This window comes from Pantoea sp. NGS-ED-1003 (assembly GCF_000738765.1).
GTDB lineage: Bacteria > Pseudomonadota > Gammaproteobacteria > Enterobacterales > Enterobacteriaceae > Pantoea > Pantoea septica.
The window spans coordinates 208,244-225,559 of the sequence record NZ_JPQA01000007.1; the positions used below are offsets into that span (position 1 = coordinate 208,244).

At 61.9% G+C, this 17,316-nt stretch carries 15 protein-coding genes; 5 read left to right on the forward strand and 10 right to left on the reverse strand.

The window, feature by feature from the left end:
- Window positions 1–119: 119 nt before the first annotated feature.
- Window positions 120–581 (reverse strand): xanthine phosphoribosyltransferase, encoded by a 462-nt coding sequence (gene gpt / locus JS46_RS15485; RefSeq protein ID WP_033752804.1) that lies wholly within the window; start codon window positions 579–581, stop codon window positions 120–122.
- A gap of 253 nt (window positions 582–834) precedes the next feature.
- Between gpt and pepD the strand changes: the two genes are divergently transcribed.
- The 4 genes from pepD (at window position 835) to JS46_RS15510 (ending at window position 6,314) form a co-directional block, all read left to right on the forward strand.
- Window positions 835–2,292: a beta-Ala-His dipeptidase gene (gene pepD / locus JS46_RS15495; protein ID WP_033752806.1), complete on the forward strand. Its 1,458-nt coding sequence runs from the start codon at window positions 835–837 to the stop codon at window positions 2,290–2,292.
- Window positions 2,293–2,724: 432 nt separating this feature from the next.
- On the forward strand, window positions 2,725–4,230 hold the full coding sequence (locus tag JS46_RS15500) for a sugar ABC transporter ATP-binding protein (protein ID WP_033752807.1): 1,506 nt from the start codon (window positions 2,725–2,727) through the stop codon (window positions 4,228–4,230).
- On the forward strand, window positions 4,227–5,225 hold the full coding sequence (locus JS46_RS15505) for an ABC transporter permease (protein ID WP_033752808.1): 999 nt from the start codon (window positions 4,227–4,229) through the stop codon (window positions 5,223–5,225). Before JS46_RS15500 ends, JS46_RS15505 begins: the two co-directional genes overlap by 4 nt.
- A 24-nt stretch (window positions 5,226–5,249) precedes the next feature.
- Window positions 5,250–6,314 (forward strand): sugar ABC transporter substrate-binding protein, encoded by a 1,065-nt coding sequence (locus tag JS46_RS15510; RefSeq protein WP_033752809.1) that lies wholly within the window; start codon window positions 5,250–5,252, stop codon window positions 6,312–6,314.
- 192 nt (window positions 6,315–6,506) lie between these two features.
- Here JS46_RS15510 and JS46_RS15515 read toward each other — a convergent pair whose 3' ends face one another.
- The 6 genes from JS46_RS15515 to JS46_RS15540 form a co-directional block, all read right to left on the reverse strand.
- Window positions 6,507–7,649, reverse strand: a complete 1,143-nt coding sequence (locus tag JS46_RS15515) for a glycerate kinase (protein ID WP_033752810.1) — start codon at window positions 7,647–7,649, stop codon at window positions 6,507–6,509.
- Between the two features lie 80 nt (window positions 7,650–7,729).
- Entirely contained in the window at window positions 7,730–8,614 is an 885-nt protein-coding gene (gene garR, locus JS46_RS15520; RefSeq protein ID WP_033752811.1) for a 2-hydroxy-3-oxopropionate reductase, read from the reverse strand.
- A gap of 19 nt (window positions 8,615–8,633) precedes the next feature.
- Window positions 8,634–9,404: a 2-dehydro-3-deoxyglucarate aldolase gene (gene garL / locus JS46_RS15525; protein WP_033752898.1), complete on the reverse strand. Its 771-nt coding sequence runs from the start codon at window positions 9,402–9,404 to the stop codon at window positions 8,634–8,636.
- Window positions 9,405–9,449: 45 nt separating this feature from the next.
- Window positions 9,450–10,781, reverse strand: a complete 1,332-nt coding sequence (gudD, locus tag JS46_RS15530; protein WP_033752812.1) for a glucarate dehydratase — start codon at window positions 10,779–10,781, stop codon at window positions 9,450–9,452.
- A gap of 10 nt (window positions 10,782–10,791) precedes the next feature.
- A complete protein-coding gene (locus JS46_RS15535) occupies window positions 10,792–12,138 on the reverse strand; it encodes an enolase C-terminal domain-like protein (RefSeq protein ID WP_033752813.1) in 1,347 nt (448 codons plus the stop codon).
- A 9-nt stretch (window positions 12,139–12,147) separates the two neighbouring features.
- Window positions 12,148–13,494 (reverse strand): MFS transporter, encoded by a 1,347-nt coding sequence (locus JS46_RS15540; RefSeq protein WP_033752814.1) that lies wholly within the window; start codon window positions 13,492–13,494, stop codon window positions 12,148–12,150.
- Between the two features lie 574 nt (window positions 13,495–14,068).
- Between JS46_RS15540 and garD the strand changes: the two genes are divergently transcribed.
- Window positions 14,069–15,628, forward strand: coding sequence for a galactarate dehydratase (garD, locus tag JS46_RS15545; protein ID WP_033752815.1), 1,560 nt, complete (start codon window positions 14,069–14,071; stop codon window positions 15,626–15,628).
- Between the two features lie 38 nt (window positions 15,629–15,666).
- On the opposite strand, the gene JS46_RS15550 is transcribed toward garD, so the two are convergent.
- From JS46_RS15550 to JS46_RS15560, 3 genes are read right to left on the reverse strand one after another with little or no spacing between them, the layout of a single operon-like run.
- Entirely contained in the window at window positions 15,667–16,113 is a 447-nt protein-coding gene (locus tag JS46_RS15550) for a flavodoxin (RefSeq protein ID WP_033752816.1), read from the reverse strand.
- Between the two features lie 11 nt (window positions 16,114–16,124).
- Window positions 16,125–16,901, reverse strand: a complete 777-nt coding sequence (gene truC / locus JS46_RS15555; RefSeq protein ID WP_033752817.1) for a tRNA pseudouridine(65) synthase TruC — start codon at window positions 16,899–16,901, stop codon at window positions 16,125–16,127.
- A complete protein-coding gene (locus tag JS46_RS15560) occupies window positions 16,901–17,224 on the reverse strand; it encodes a YqcC family protein (protein WP_033752818.1) in 324 nt (107 codons plus the stop codon). The genes truC and JS46_RS15560 overlap by 1 nt, the downstream gene beginning before the upstream one ends.
- Between the last annotated feature and the right edge of the window lie 92 nt (window positions 17,225–17,316).

Genomic DNA, 17,316 nt, shown 5'->3' on the forward strand with positions numbered 1-17,316 from the left:
CGCGAGGTGCAAAAGAGCGCAGGACGCTTTGCGGGCAGGCCATGCGACCCGCCGTCTATCGGATGCCGGCGGCAGAAAGCACAACGCCCGGCAAGCCGGGCGTTGTTAACACGAAACGATCAGGCGCCTTTAACGATAGGCGGAATGTAAACCACGCCCATGTCCCACGGCTGCTCGATCCAGGTGTTCTGCGGAATATCCACCACGTAGTCGTCCACCAGCGGGCGGCCTGCCGGCTTAGCGAAGATAGTGACGAAGTGCGCTTTGGGATACATCTCGCGGATCGCCTGCGCGGTGCCGCCGGTGTCCACCAGGTCGTCGATGACGATAAAGCCTTCGCCGTCGCCTTCCGCGCGCTTAAGCACGGTCATCTCGCGCTGATGGTCGTGGTCGTAGCTGGAGATGCAGACGGTGTCGACATAGCGAATGCCGAGCTCGCGCGCCAGCAGAGAAGCCGGCACCAGGCCGCCGCGGCTGACCGCGATAATGCCCTTCCACTGTTCGACAGGCAGCAGGCGCTGAGCCAGTTTGCGGGCATGAATCTGCAGCATGTCCCAGGTAACGACGTATTTTTCACTCATGAATAGCGATCCCAGCCAGTTTAATCGGCTTAAAAATGTGCAACGGGAAAAAGGTTGCGCGAGATTATAAGGATCCTCAGCGCTAAAAACCAGCATCCGAACCACTGGTTGCGGCTTTTTAGCGCGCCTGAGTACGCACCCGGCGATAACAGTGATATTCTCAGCCCCATCACGTCAGATTCGCTGACGGCGACCATTCACTGGAAACTCGCGCACACCGGCCTGGCCGGCGCACTGACACAGGAGACCTGTCGTGTCTGAATTGTCTCAGCTTTCTCCCCAACCGCTGTGGGATATCTTCGCCAAAATCTGCTCCATTCCGCACCCCTCTTTTCATGAAGAAGCGCTGGCCACCTATATTGTCGGCTGGGCGAAAGAGCAAGGTTTTTGGGTCGAGCGCGACGCGGTCGGCAATATCCTGATCCGCAAACCGGCCACCGCCGGGATGGAAAACCGCACGCCGGTGGCGCTGCAGGCGCACCTCGATATGGTGCCGCAGAAAAACAACGACACCGCCCATGACTTCACCAAAGATCCGATTCAGCCTTATATCGACGGCGAATGGGTGAAGGCGCGCGGCACCACGCTGGGCGCCGACAACGGCATCGGCATGGCGTCCGCGCTGGCGGTGCTGGCCGACAGCAGCCTGACCCACGGCCCGCTGGAAGTGCTGCTCACCATGACCGAAGAGACCGGCATGGACGGCGCCTTCGGTCTGCAGCCGAACTGGCTGCAGGCGGAGATCCTGATCAACACCGACTCGGAAGAGGAAGGCGAGATCTACATGGGTTGCGCGGGCGGCATCGACTTTATCACTACTCTCCCGCTGACGCGCGAAGCGGTTCCGGCTAATTTCGACACCCTGAAGCTGACCCTGAAAGGGCTGCGCGGCGGCCACTCCGGCGCGGATATCCATATGGGCCTCGGCAACGCCAACAAGCTGCTGGCGCGCTTCCTCGCCGCGCACGCCGCCGAGCTCGACCTGCGTCTGATTGACTTTACCGGCGGCACGCTGCGCAACGCCATCCCGCGCGAAGCCTTCGCTACGCTGGCGGTCGAGAGCCATAAGGTCGACGCGCTGAAATCGGCAGCGGCGCACTTCCTGCTGGCGCTGCAAAACGAGCACGGCGTGAAAGAGAAGAACATCAACGTCGTTACTGAGCCGCTGGCGCATCAGGGCGAGGCGCTGAGCGCAGAGAGCCGCGACCGCTTCCTGAACCTGCTAAACAGCACGCCGAACGGCGTTATCCGCAACTCCGACGTGGCGAAAGGCGTGGTGGAAACCTCGCTGAACGTCGGCGTGGTCACCATGGATCACGATAAGGCGGAGATTAACTGCCTGATTCGTTCGCTGATCGACACCGGTCGCGACTATGTGGTGCAGATGCTGACCTCCCTCGGCCAGCTGGCTGGCGCGCAGACCAAACCGAAAGGCGGCTATCCGGGCTGGCAGCCAGACGCTAACTCGCCGATTATGGCGCTGACCCGTCAGACCTATATCGCGCTGTTCGACAAAACGCCGAATATTCAGGTGATCCACGCCGGTCTCGAGTGCGGCCTGTTCAAGAAGCCTTACCCGAACATGGATATGGTTTCTATCGGCCCGACCATCACCGGTCCGCACTCGCCGGACGAGCAGGTGCATATTGAGAGCGTTGGCCTTTACTGGAAACTGCTCACTACCCTGCTGAATGCGATTCCAGAAAAGTAAGCGCATCATGTTTTGATAAACCAGGCTTCGGCCTGGTTTAGGAATGTTGCTCTGCGCTAACGCGGATGGCATGGCCCGATCGCAAAGACGCAAAACGCCATCCCTGGCAGCTCGGCCCGCGCAGTCCCTTGCGCGGGACGCTTTGCTCTTCGGTCCATGTCATCCGCGTAGTGAGTTTTTCAGCTGCATGCAACCAGGCTTCGGCCTGGTTTTTTTATGCCCGCGCGCCGCGCCAGCATAAAACACCACTTCTCTTTCCTTCCCTGTTGTAAAACACCAGCGTTATCGGGCGAGCCAGCTTTAGCCGCCAAACTATCCAGATGTCTGGATGGCTAATAAGATTTCGTGCTAGCTTATGCGCTTTCGGCTGTTGCCGCGCCTGAAACTTCAGGAAAAAATTGCGGCCAGCCAGTAACAGGAGAGCTTCAGCTAATGAGTGCCTTAAACCGCCTTGAGATGCGCAATATCTCACTCGCATTCGGCGGATTCGCCGCGCTGACGCAGGTGGATTTCGTCGCGGAAGGCCACTCGGTGCATGCGCTGACCGGCGCTAACGGCGCGGGCAAATCGACGCTGATGGCGGTGCTGGCCGGCGCGCACAGTCACTACAGCGGCGAAATCTGGCTGGACGGCGCGCCGGTATCGATACGCAGCCCGCGCGACGCGAAACGACTCGGCATACATCTGGTGCAGCAGGAGGTGGACGTAGCCCTGGTGCCTCAGCTCAGTGTGGCGGAAAACATCCTGCTGGATCGGCTGGCCGAACCGGGACACGGCTTTCACTGGCGCGCCATTCGCCGCCAGGCGCGCGCTCTGCTGGCGCAGCTCGAGGCGAACATCGACGTAAACCAACTGGTGGAGCGCTGCACGCTGGCGGAGAAGCAGCAGATTTTGCTGGCGCGCGCGCTGTCGCACCACTGCCGCTTTCTGATCCTCGACGAACCGACCGCCCCGCTCGACCAGCACGAAAGCGAGCGGCTGTTCGCCGTGGTGCGCCGCCTGCAAAACAGCGGCATCGGCGTGGTGTTTATCTCGCACCGCATTCATGAACTGAAGGCGATCTGCGACCGTCTGACGGTGCTGCGCGACGGCCGCCTGATCGAGAGCGGCCCGATGGCGGCGCTCAGCGGCGAGCAGATCGTCGAGAAGATGCTCGGCCATCAGCTGACCGATATCTATCCGCCGCGCCGTCCCGAAAGCGCGCAGCCGCTGCTGCTGGCGGTAGAGGGGCTGCACGACGATCGGCTGCTGCAGGATATTTCGCTGCGGCTGCACCAGGGCGAGATCCTCGGCATCGCCGGGCTGGCGGGCGCGGGCAAAACCGAGCTGTGCAAAGCGCTGTTCGGCGCCAGCAAAAGCCGCGTAACGCGCGGCGAACTGCACGGCAGGCCGTGGCGGCCGCGCTCGCCGCACGATTCGGTGAGCCGGCGCATGGCGCTGGTGCCGGAAGAGCGGCGCAAAGAGGGCATTTTTATCGACGAGCCTGTGGCGATGAATCTCAGCGTCAGCGCCGACAGCAGCTTTTCGCGCTGGAGCCTGTTCGGCCATCGCCAGGCGTGGCGCTGGGCGGAAGCGGTGATCCAGCGTCTGAACGTACGCACCACTGGTCCGGGGCAGCCGCTGCGCCGCCTCTCCGGCGGCAACCAGCAGAAGATCGCCATCGGCAAGTGGCTGCGCAGCCACGCCGACGTGCTGATTTTCGATGAGCCGACCAAAGGCGTCGATATCAAGGCGAAAACCGAACTGTTCCGCTTAATTAGCGGTCTGGCTCAGGAAGGCAAAGGCGTGATTTACGCCTCCGGCGAATTTTCCGAGCTGGTTGGGCTGTGCGACCGAATTTGCGTGCTCTGGGACGGGCGCATCGTGGCCGAGCTGGACGGGCGCGCGGCCACCGAAGAGACGCTTCTGCTTTATTCCACTGGAGGAACCCCTGCGTGAGCAGCAAAGAGATTACCCTGACCGCGGCGACGCCGCTGCGCCATCGACTGTTCGACTTCCTCTATAAGTGGGGCATGCTGATCACGGTCGCCCTGCTGATTGCGGGCTTCGGCATCGCCTCCGACAGTTTTCTGGAACCCAATAACATCATCAATATTCTACGCTCCATTGCCATCGTGACGGTGATCGCCGTGGGCGTCTCGGTGTCGCTGACCGTCGGCGGCTTCGATCTTTCGGTCGGCTCCACCGCCTCGCTGGCCAACGCGCTGGTGATTTCGCTGTTCGTCTGGTACGGCATGAACAGCGTCGAGGCGATTGCGCTGACTCTGGCGCTCTGTACGCTGATCGGCCTGTTCAACGCCTTTCTGATCGTGATTTTGCGCATTCCCGATATGCTGGCGACGCTCGCCACGCTGTTTATTATCCAGGGCGTAGCGATGACCTACAGCTTCGGCGGGTCGATCACGGAAAACATGGTGATGCCGAGCGGCGATATGGCGGAAGGCGCTATCCCGGCGGGCTTCGGCCTGCTCGGCCAGGTGCCGGTGATCGTCATTATTATGCTGGTGGTGACGGCAGCGGCGCAGCTGGCGCTGTCGCTCACCACGCACGGCCGCCGCATGTATGCGCTGGGCGGCAACCCGGAAGCGGCGCGCCTCTCCGGCATTCGCACCACGCGCTACCGCGTGCTGGCCTATGTGATCGCCTCGCTGCTGGCGGGTCTGGGCGGCATTCTGCTGGCGTCGCGCATCGGCTCGTCGCAGGTCAACGCCGGCGGCGGCTATCTGATGGACGCTGTAGCGGCCGCCTGGATCGGCCTGTCGCTGGCGGGCGCCGGCAAGCCTAACGCGCTCGGCACGCTGGTGGGCGCGGTACTGCTCGGCGTGCTGCAAAACGGGCTGGTGATGCTCTCCGTTCCCTATTACGCCATGGACATTATTAAAGGACTGGTGCTGGCTCTGGCACTGGCGATGACCTACGTTCAGCGCCGCTAGCGCTGATTAACCAGGAAAAAGACAATGAAAAAAATAACGCTCTCTCTGCTGGCCGTCAGCCTGCTCTCCGCCAGCGCCTTTGCCGATAGCGTCGTACCCGTGCCGGCGCCCATTGCGAACCACGAAGGGCCGGTGCGCATCGCGGTGATCCGCAACCTGGGCTCTGACGACAACACCACACAGTTTGTCGCCGGCGCCATTCAGGAGGGCCGCAAGCTCGGCTTTAAGGTCAGCACCTTTCTCAGCAACGGCGACGACGCACGTTTCCAGGACTTCGTTAATCAGGCGATCAGCCAGAAGTACGACGGCATTATTCTGTCGCACGGCAAAGCGCCCTACGCCAGCGATCTGGTGAAGCGCGTCGCCGACGCCGGCATCAAAGTCTCGGTGTTCGATACGCCGGTCGATTCGCCGATCCCCGGCGTGACCGTCACCGCGCAGGATGACGCCTCGCTGGCGCAGGCGTCGCTCGGGCAGCTAATTCAGGATTTCAACGGCAAGGCCAATATCGTCAAGCTGTGGGTCGCCGGTTTCCCGGCGATGGAGCGCCGTCAGGTGGTGTATGAGAAGCTGTTAAAGGAGAATCCGGGCATTCATCAGCTGGAGTCGATCGGCGCGGTCTCCTCCGACGTGCAAGGCGATACCGCCAATAAGATCGGCGCGATTCTGGCGAAGTATCCGAAAGGTAAGATCGACGCGATCTGGGGCGCGTGGGACGCCTTTAGCCAGGGGGCCTATAAGGCGCTGCAGGAGAACGGCCGCACCGAGATCAAGCTCTACAGCATCGACGTCTCGAACCAGGATCTGCAGCTGATGCGCGAGAAGAATAGCCCGTGGGTGCAGACCGTGGCGGTCGATCCGAAAACCATCGGCGCGGTGAATATGCGCCTGGTGGCGAATAAGATCGCCGGCGAAGCCACGCCCGCCAGCTACGATTTCAAAGGCGCCTCGATCTCCCAGCAGCAGCTGAACAGCCAGCAGGGCGCGATTAACGTGGCGTCGCTGAACAAGATCGTCCCCGGCTGGGGCGGCAATAACGATTTCGTCGCGCCGTGGTTCGCGACGCTGGAAGCGAAATACAAAAAGTAAAGCAGAAAGCGGCCTGAGGGCTGCTTGAGATTATTGAAAAAGCGCTGATGTGGATGACATGGCTCGATCGCAAAGACGCAAAAAACGTCATCCCTGACAGCTCGACCCGCGCAGTCCCTTGCGCGGGACGCTTTGCTCTTCGATCCATGTCATCCACATTTTAAGTTTGTTAGCCGTCTGAGGGCCGCTTTTTTACTCTATTACGCCGCCAATCTTCAGCGTCGCGGCGATATTGCGCGCCGCCAGCCGCAGATTGGTTTCGGCATTCGTCAGCGCCTCCTCCAGCGTACAGATGCTGTAGAGCACGCTGAATACCGCGTCCAGACCGTGCTGATGCACCACGCCAACATCCGCCGTCAGGCTGCCGGCAATGCCGATTACCGGCTTATTAAACCGTTTCGCCACCTGCGCCACGCCAATCGGCACCTTGCCGTTGATGCTCTGGCTGTCGATGCGCCCTTCGCCGGTGATCACCAGCGAAGCGTCTTTGACCTGCTCCGCCAGCCCGAGCGCCTCGGTGACGATTTCGATGCCGCGTCGCAGATCCGCCTGGCAGAAGGCGTGCAGCGCCGCGCCCATGCCGCCCGCCGCGCCGCCGCCCGGAATATGCAGCACGTCGATATCGAGATCGCGCTGAATAATCGCCGCATAGTGCGCCAGCGCGCTGTCCAACTGCTCCACCAGCTGCGGCGTCGCGCCTTTCTGCGGACCGAAGATAGCCGACGCGCCGTCGCGGCCGGTCAGCGGATTAGTCACGTCGCACGCCACTTCGAAACGGCACTGCCGCACGCGCGCGTCCAGTCCGCTGATATCAATTTCTGTCAGTGCCGGCAGCGCGCCGCCGCCGAAGCCGATCTCGTTCTGCTGCGCATCGAGCAGCCGCGCGCCCAGCGCCTGCATCATGCCCGCGCCGCCGTCGTTGGTGGCGCTGCCGCCGATGCCGATAATGATATGCCCGACGCCTTTATCCAGCGCGCTCTTGATCAGCTCGCCGGTGCCGAACGAAGTGGTGGTCAGGGGATCGCGCTGCGCGGCGGGCACCAGCTCCAGCCCGCTGGCGGCCGCCATTTCGATAAAGGCGGTGCTTGCGTCGCCGGAGAGGCCGTAGAAGGCGTCCACCGGCGCGCCGAGCGGTCCGGTTACGCGCAGGTTGACGATACTCCCCACCGTGGCCGCCACCATCGCCTCAACCGTGCCTTCGCCGCCGTCGGCAACCGGTATCTTCACGTAAGTGGCGTCAGGAAAAATCTCGCGGAAGCCCGCTTCAATCGCGGTTGCCACGCCTGAGGCGGATAAACTCTCTTTGTATGAATCCGGTGCGATTACGATTTTCATAGGCAATCCAGGCGCTGTTGATAGATGATTCATCATCCGCGATGGCGCAGTGCGGCGGCCGCGCCGACCGCCGCGACGCATTAACGGGTTATCTCAACTTTGGCTAATTTTTCATAATAGCAGGCGAGCGCGCTATGGTCGGCGTTGCCCTGGCCGTCGTTGCGCAGCGCCTGCATCATCTCCATCACCGCGGCGGTGAGCGGAAGATGGGCGCCGATGCCGTGCGAGGTATCGAGCGCGTTGGCCAGATCCTTAATATGCAGGTCGATACGGAAGCCCGGCTTGAAGTTGCGATCCAGCACCATCGGCGCTTTGGCGTCGAGCACGGTGCTGCCGGCCAGTCCGCCGCGGATCGCCTGATAGACCAGCTCGGGATTAACGCCCGCCTTGGTCGCCAGCGACAGCGCTTCCGACATCGCCGCGATATTGAGCGCCACGATCACCTGGTTCGCCAGCTTGGTGACGTTGCCCGCGCCGATATCGCCGGTGTGCACCACCGATCCCGCCATCGCCTTCATGATGTCGTAGCAGCGATCGAAGATCTCTTTATCGCCGCCCACCATTACGGAAAGCGTGCCTTCGATCGCTTTCGGCTCGCCGCCGCTCACCGGCGCGTCGAGCATTTTGATGCCCTTCTCTGCCAGCGCGTCATGCACCTCGCGGCTGGCGAGCGGCGCGATAGAGCTCATATCGATGACGATCAGGCCCGGCTTCGCGCCGTCGATAATGCCGTTTTCGCCCAGGCAAACCTCTTTCACCTGCGGCGAGTTGGGCACCATGGTGATCACCACGTCAACTTGCTCGGCCACCTCTTTCGCTGTTTTCGCTACGGTAGCGCCCAGCGCGGTCAGTTCCGCTTCGTTGCTGGCGTTGTTATCGCGCACCACCAGAGAATAACCGGCTTTCACCAGATTTTTACTCATCGGTTTGCCCATGATGCCGAGGCCGATAAATCCAATTTTCATTGCCTTTCCCCTTCGTCAGTTACTTCTTAAATTTGTCGCACAGCGCCTGAGTCGCGTTGCGGAAGACGCCTAAGTCGCTGCCTACCGCCACGAAGCTGGCGCCCCATTCGAGATAGCGGCGCGCGTCCGCTTCGACCGGCGCGAGGATGCCGCTCGGCTTGCCCGCCGCTTTGGCGCGTTCGAAGACATGCTTAATGACCTTGAGCACCTCTGGGTGCGCAGGCTGGCCGAGATAGCCGAGCGCGGCGGAAAGATCGCCCGGCCCGACAAAGATGCCGTCGACGCCCTCTACCGCGGCGATGGCGTCGATATTGTCGACCGCCTGCTGGGTTTCAATCTGCACCAGCACCGTAATGTTGTCGTTCACCGTGGCGTTGTAGTCGGGCAGCGTGCCGTACATATTGCTGCGGTGCGACACCGAGACGCCGCGAATGCCAGCGGGCGGATAGCGGGTCGAGGCCACGGCGCGCAGCGCCTCCTCTTCCGTTTCCACAAACGGGATCAGGAAGTTGTAGAAGCCGATATCCAGCAGGCGCTTGATGATCACCGGTTCGTTGCAGGGCGGACGCACCACCGGCGCGCTGACGCTGCCTTTGAGCGCCATCAGCTGCGGCACGAAGGTGGTAATGTCATTGGGCGCATGTTCGCCGTCCAGTACCAGCCAGTCGAAACCGGCCAGGCCGAGCACTTCGGTGGTAATAGGGTTCGCCAGCGCGCACCAGCTGCCGATCAGGGTTTCTCCTGCCAGCAGACGACGGCGAAATGCATTCGGCCAGGCTGTGTTACTCATCATCTCTTCTCCCGTTACAACCGCTCCCCGCAGGAAGCCTAAAAGTTAGCGCACCAGACAGGGACGTTTATTGTCGAAGGTCCAGTTCGGCACGAGGAACTGCATCGCCTGCGCATCGTCGCGCGCGCCCAGTCCATGTTTTTGATAAAGCGCGTTGGCCTGCATAACCTGATCCATATCCAGCTCGACGCCCAGCCCCGGCTTCTGCGGCACCTGCACCATGCCGCCTTTGATCTGCAGCGGCTCTTTGGTCAGGCGCTGGTTGCCCTCCTGCCAGATCCAGTGAGTGTCGATGGCGGTGATAGCGCCTGGCGCGGCGGCCGCGACGTGGGTGAACATCGCCAGCGAGACGTCGAAATGGTTGTTGGAGTGCGAGCCCCATGTCAGGCCGAAGTCGTGGCACATCTGCGCCACGCGCACCGAGCCCTGCATGGTCCAGAAGTGCGGATCGGCCAGCGGAATATCGACCGACTGCAGCGACAGCGTGTGGCCCATCTGCCGCCAGTCGGTGGCGATCATATTGGTGGCGGTCGGCAGCCCGGTGGCGCGGCGGAACTCCGCCATCACCTCGCGGCCGGAATAGCCCTGCTCGGCGCCGCACGGATCTTCCGCATAGGCCAGCACCCCTTTCAGCTGCTTGCCGAGCAGGATCGCCTCGTTGAGCGACCAGGCGCCGTTGGGATCGAGCGTAATGCGTGCCTCGGGAAAGCGCTTCGCCAGCGCCGTCACCGCTTCCGCCTCTTCGCCGCCGCGCAGCACGCCGCCCTTGAGCTTGAAGTCGTTAAAGCCGTACTTGTCGTACGCCGCCTCGGCCAGCCGCACCACCGCTTCCGGCGTCAGCGCCTCTTCGTGGCGCAGGCGATACCAGTCGCAGGCTTCATCTTCCTGGTTCTGGTAGGGGAGCGCCGTCTTTTTACGGTCGCCGATGTAGAACAGGTAGCCGAGCATCTCGACGCGGTCGCGCTGCTGTCCGTCGCCCAGCAGCGTAGCGACGTTGACCTGCAGATGCTGACCCAGCAGGTCGAGCAGCGCCGCCTCGATGCCGGTGACCACGTGAATGGTGGTGCGCAGGTCAAAGGTCTGGCTGCCGCGTCCCGACGAATCGCGGTCGGCGAAGGTGCTGCGCACCAGGCTGAGTACGTTTTTGTACTCGCCCACCGTTTTGCCGATCACCAGCGCCGCCGCATCTTCCAGCGTCTGGCGGATTTTCTCGCCGCCGGGGATTTCGCCAACGCCGGTGTGGCCCGCGTTATCCTTGATAATCACGATATTGCGGGTGAAAAAAGGCGCGTGCGCGCCGCTCAGGTTGAGCAACATGCTGTCGTATCCGGCTACCGGAATAACCTGCATCGCTGTGACTTTCGGTGTCGAACTCATCTCCTGCTCCTTACACTGTGGCGCGGCCGAATGCCGGGCGCTTGCGGTCGAACGTCCAACCGGGAATCAGATACTGCATGGCGGTGGCGTCGTTACGCGCGCCCGCCGGCAGCGATTTAAAGAGGTCGTTGGCCTGGCGCAGCCGATCCCAGTCCAGCTCGACGCCGAGCCCCGGCGCATCGGGCACGGCGATTTTGCCGTTGCGGATCTGCAGCGGCTGTTTGGTCAGGCGCTGGTCGCCCTCCTGCCAGATCCAGTGGGTATCGAGCGCGGTCGGATTGCCCGGCGCCGCTGCGCCGACGTGGGTAAACATCGCCAGCGAAATATCGAAGTGGTTATTGGAGTGGCAGCCCCAGGTGAGGCCCCACTCGTCGCAGAGCTGCGCCACGCGCACCGCGCCGCTCAGCGTCCAGAAGTGCGGATCGGCCAGCGGAATATCGACCGCGTTGAGCATCACCGCGTGGTTCATCTCGCGCCAGTTGGTGGCGATCATATTGGTGGCGACCGGCAGCCCGGTGGCGCGGCGGAACTCCGCCATCACCTCGCGGCCGGAATAGCCCTGCTCGGCGCCGCACGGATCCTCCGCGTAGGTCAGCACCTCGCCCATGCCTTTGCAGAGGCGGATCGCCTCGTCCAGCGTCCATGCGCCGTTGGGATCGACGGTAATGCGCGCGTCTGGAAAGCGCCGCTTCAGCGCCGCTGCGGATTCAATCTCCTGCTCGCCCGGCAGCACGCCGCCTTTAAGTTTGAAATCCTTAAAACCGTATTTGTCCTGCGCCGCCTCCGCCAGACGCACCACCGCGTCGGGCGTCAGCGCCTCCTGATGGCGCAGGCGATACCAGTCGTGGTCGCCGTTCTCGCCGCTCTGGTAGGGCAGATCGGTTTTGCGGCGGTCGCCGATATAGAAGAGATAGCCCAGCACCGTCACCTCGTCGCGCTGCTGGCCGGGACCGAGCAGCTCTGCTACCGGCACGCCCAGGCACTGGCCGAGCAGGTCAAGCAGCGCCGCTTCGAGCGCGGCGACCGCGTTGACGCGCAGCTCGAAGGTCCAGGCGCCTTTGCCGAAGTTGTCGAAATCGGCCGACTGGTTACCCTTATGCACCTGCTGCACCAGCCGGTTCATGCGCGCCACCTGCTGGCCTTCGACCTGCGGGATCGCCTCGACCAGCGTCTGGTAGATGGTGTCGCCGCCCGGTGCTTCGCCGACGCCGGTATGCCCGGCGCTGTCGGTCAGCACCACGATATTGCGGGTAAAACAGGCGTTATGTGCGCCGCCGATATTCAGCAGCATGCTGTCGTATCCGGCGACCGGGATCACCTGCATGCGGGTAATCACCGGTGAGCTTTGCGTAGACATATTCCCTCCTTATGTCCGCGGTTTCAGTTCGATACGTTTGATATCGCCCGCAATCACCAGGAAGCTGAAGGCGGCGACGAACGCATGGATGCCGACATAGATCAGCGCGCCTTCAAACGAGCCGCTGGTGGCGATGATGTAGCCGATAGCGATAGGCGTGACGATGCCGGAAAAGTTGCCGAACATATTGAACAGGCCGCCGCTCAGGCCGCTGATCTCTTTCGGCGCGGTATCCGCCATCACCGCCCAGCCCAGCGCGCCAATGCCTTTGCCGAAGAAGGCGAGCGCCATGAAGAACACCACTACCCATTCGGTGTCGCTGTAGTTGCACATCACCATGCTGATAGAGAGCAGCATGCCGAGCACGATAGGCGTTTTGCGCGCGATGTTGAGCGAACCGGTTTTACGCATCAGGTAATCGGAGATGACGCCGCCCAGCACGCCGCCGAGGAAGCCGCATACCGCCGGAATCGAGGCGATCATCCCCGCTTTGAGAATCGACATGCCGCGCGCCTGCACCAGATAGACCGGGAACCAGGTGATAAAGAAGTAGGTGAGCGCGTTGACGCAGTACTGGCCGAGATAGATGCCCAGCATCATGCGCGAGGAGAGCAGCTGCTTGATCTGGAACCACTTCTCATCCCAGCTCACTTTCTGCTGCGCCTTTTTCGCATCCATATTGATCAGCGCGCCGCCCTGCTCCATATACTCCAGCTCGGCTTTATTCACGCCAGGATGGTCGTTGGGATCGTGGATCACTTTCAGCCAGATAAAGCTGAGGATGATGCCGAGACCGCCCATAAACCAGAACACATGCGCCCAGCCCACTTCTGATACCAGCCAGCCCATAATCGGCGCAAAAATTACCGTAGCGAAATATTGCGCGGAGTTGAAAATCGCCACCGCGGTGCCGCGCTCCTGCGCCGGGAACCAGGCCGCGACGATACGGCTGTTACCTGGGAAGGATGGCGCTTCTGCCAGACCGACCATAAAGCGCAGCAGAAACAGTGAAACCACAATGCCATAGCCGCTGAAGATATCGACAAAGCCCTGCAGCAGAGTAAAAAGCGACCAGAGGAAGATACTCCAGAAGTAGACGCGTTTTGATCCAAAGCGGTCCAGCAGCCAGCCGCCTGGGATCTGGCCGATAACGTAGGCCCACGAGAACGCCGAGAAGATGTAGCCCAGTCCGACCGAGTCGAGGCCGATATCTTTCGACATGGCGGAACCGGCGATGGAAATGGTGGCGCGGTCGCCGTAATTGAACGAGGTGACGATAAACAACATCACCACGATCCAGTAGCGGGCGTTGGTGCGCTTCTGCACCGCTTCCGCCGTCTGGCTGTAACTATTCATGATGCACTCCTGAAATATAGCGTTCGCTACATTCGCTCTGACTGCATACACATCGCGTTGGGTATCAGAGAGAAGTCGGGTTAAACACGGCGATTTTTTATAGGGGCAAACCGATAGTGCGTCGTGACGAATAACCTAACGTCGTATAACGAAAGCCAGTATAGGAATGACAAAAGGCGGAGGCACTGGAAGAACGCCTGACAATTAAGCCGCTAATGCACGCATTGTCTGGCAGTTGCACAGCCGACTGCGGCGCGCTTCACGGAACCCGGTTTTTCCCGTCCGAAATGGCGATTAATTAAGCGAAGGTCGGCGCCTTTGTGAGACTCTTCACTTGATTTTGGAAAAGCGAACCAAAAAGCAGCGGAAATGGGTGTAAATGCCGGACAGTTGCACAATGCGGCGAGCAACCCGCATTCATATACTAAGGCTGGCAAATCCGATGTGCGACATGAAGAACGATAACGCGCCGCCACGTACGGCGCGCCAGACTGATGACCTGGCCTGCAGGCAGGCTCTCGCCTGCGAAGGCACTTTATTAATGACTTGCGTATGCATGACTGGAAGGTGAGCGATGAACCGAATTCTCAATGAGCCGCCGCTTTATATCAAAGTCCATGAAGATGACAATGTCGCTATCGTGGTCAACAACCAGGGACTGCCGGCAGGCACGACCTTTCCCGACGGGCTAACGCTGACGGAGCATGTGCCGCAAGGGCATAAAGTGGCGCTTGCTGCCATTCCGCAGGGCGCGCCCATCCTCCGCTATGGCGAAGTGATCGGCTATGCGCTGCGCGATATCGCGCAAGGCGGCTGGATCGACGAGTCGCTGGTGGCGCTGCCTGAAGCGCCGCCGCTCGCCAGCCTGCCGCTGGCGACTAATGTGCCGCCCGAGCTGCCGCCGCTGGAAGGCTACACCTTCGAAGGCTACCGCAACGCGGACGGCAGCGTCGGCACGCGCAACCTGCTCGGCATTACCACCAGCGTGCACTGCGTGGCGGGCGTGGTGGACTATGTGGTGCAGATTATCGAGCGCGACCTGCTGCCGAACTACCCGAATGTCGATGGCGTCGTGGCGCTGAACCACCTTTACGGCTGCGGCGTGGCGATTAACGCGCCGGCGGCGGTAGTGCCGATCCGCACCATTCATAACCTGGCGCTGAATGCCAACTTCGGCGGCGAAATCATGGTGGTGAGCCTTGGCTGCGAGAAGCTGCAGCCCGAGCGTCTGCTGACCGGCACCAGCGACGTACAGGCGATCTCGCTGGACGATAGCGACATTGTACGGTTGCAGGATGAGCGCCATATCGGCTTCGGTGCGATGGTGGAAGAGATCCTGAGCGTGGCGAAAAGGCACCTTGAGCGCCTCAACCGCCGCCAGCGCGAAACCTGCCCCGCCTCCGCGCTGATTGTCGGCACGCAGTGCGGCGGCAGCGACGCCTTTTCCGGCGTGACCGCCAATCCCGCCGTGGGCTTCGCCTCCGATCTGCTGGTGCGCTGCGGCGCGACGGTGATGTTTTCCGAAGTGACCGAAGTGCGCGACGCTATTCATCTGCTGACGCCGCGCGCCGTTAATGAAGAGGTGGGCAAGCGGCTGCTGGAAGAGATGGCGTGGTATGACGACTATCTCGATCAGGGCCAGACCGACCGCAGCGCCAACCCTTCGCCCGGCAATAAAAAGGGCGGACTGGCGAACGTGGTGGAAAAAGCGCTGGGATCGATCGCCAAGTCGGGCCGCAGCGCCATTGTCGAAGTACTGTCGCCAGGCCAGCGGCCGACGCGGCGCGGGCTGATTTACGCCGCCACGCCCGCCAGCGATTTCGTCTGCGGCACTCAGCAGATGGCGTCGGGCATTACGCTGCAGGTCTTTACCACCGGACGCGGCACGCCTTATGGCCTGGCGGCGATTCCGGTGATCAAGATGGCGACGCGCAACGCGCTGGCCGATCGCTGGCACGACCTGATGGATATCAACGCCGGCACTATCGCCACGGGCGAAGAGACTATCGAGCAGGTTGGCTGGCGGCTCTTCCACCTGATTCTGGATATCGCCAGCGGCCGCCAGCAAACCTGGTCGGATCGCTGGGGCATTCGCAATCAGCTGGCGGTGTTCAATCCGGCGCCGGTGACCTGATAAGGGCGCGCGCTGCGCTGCGGCAGCGCGCGATTAACTCACAGCTGTTTTCCCCAGGCCTCAACCCAGGGCGAAGTGACCGTCTCCGGCTCAGGATCTTCGGTTGCGTCTACCAGCAGTACCTCGCCGACGCGCTGCGCGCCCTGCTCCTGCAACAGCGCGTCAAAGGTTTTGCCCGCACCGCAAAAGTGGTCGTAGCTGCTGTCGCCGAGCGCGATGACGCCGTAACGTAGCGTCGGCTGATAGCCCAGCTTATCTTTCACGTCGTGATAAAGCGCGGCGATGTTGTCGGGGAAATTGCCCTGGCCGGTGGTCGAGGTGATCACCAGCGCGACGTCGCTGCTGTAGTTTTGCCACTGCGCTAACGTCGGATCGTCATAGACCGCAACCTCGTGCCCTTGCGCCTGTAAAACCGGCTGCGCCTCTTCCGCCACCAGCAGCGCGTTGCCGTATACCGTACCTACAAAAATGCCAATCTTCGCCATGTGCCTGCTCCTTAAGCTGAGGTGCTATCCTCGCCTGCCGCGGCGGCAAACTCAAGCCCTGCGGCGGCGAACGCTGCCTGCCAGCCGAACTCGCAGGCCAGCCGGTGCCAAACCGCATCTAGTCCGGCGCGGATCACCAGCGGTTCGCCGGTCACCGGGTGCGTCAGCGCCAGGCTGCTGGCGTGCAGCATCAGGCGGTCGGCGCCGAAATGCTGCGCCGCGCCGCGATTTTGCCGCAGATCGCCGTGAGTGGTGTCGCCGATAATCGGGTGACGCAGATGCGCCATATGGCGGCGCAGCTGATGCTTGCGGCCCGTACGCGGCGAGAGCTGCATCAGGCTGTAGCGCGCGCTCGGATAGCGGCCAATCGCCACCGGCATTTCCGCCCAGGCCAGCGCCTGATAGTCGGTCACTGCAGGCTGCGGCGCGCGCGCTTCCGTGGCGAACTTATCGGCGATCTTGTCCAGTTCTTCCACCAGCGGATAGTCGAGCGTGCCGCTCTCCTGCAGCCAGCCGCGCGTCACCGCGTGGTAGGTTTTCCGCATCTGATGCTGCTCGAACTGCTGCGACAGCAGGCGCCCGACGTCGCTGGAGAGGCCCATCAACAACACGCCGGAGGTCGGACGGTCGAGCCGATGCGCGGTAAAGACGTGCTGGCCGATCTGGTCGCGCACGGTCTGCATCACCACCACCTTTTCTTTGCGATCCAGCCAGCTGCGATGTACCAGCCAGCCGGCGGGTTTATTGACCGCCACCAGCCATTCATCCTGATAGATAATCTCCAGCATCAGGCGGGATCGTCCATAAACAGCGCGTCGAGCTGGGTCAGGCTGTGCAGAATCGGCGCATGGCCCGGCGTGGCGGCGGTCAGCGCGACCTCGAAATAGGGGGCGATAGCGAAATTTTGCGGCAGCGGCTGCTGCGCGGCGATAAGCGCCCGCATACGCGGAATGAGAACCCACTGCAGCCATTCGAGCGGCTCCAGCGTGTCAAGACAGAAAGGCCGGCTGCTGGCGAGCGCGCTGGCGGACGGGGGCGTTTCCTGCCAGTGATGGTGATCGCGCAGCAGCGTTTCGAGCTGCTCCAGCCGTTGTAACAGTAAAGGGGTCATAGGCCACCTCCAGCGAGCGGTAAATTCGGGCCGCAAGCATACCACCGCCGGACGCGGGCGCAAAAAAAGGGAGCACTGTTAAAACAGTGCTC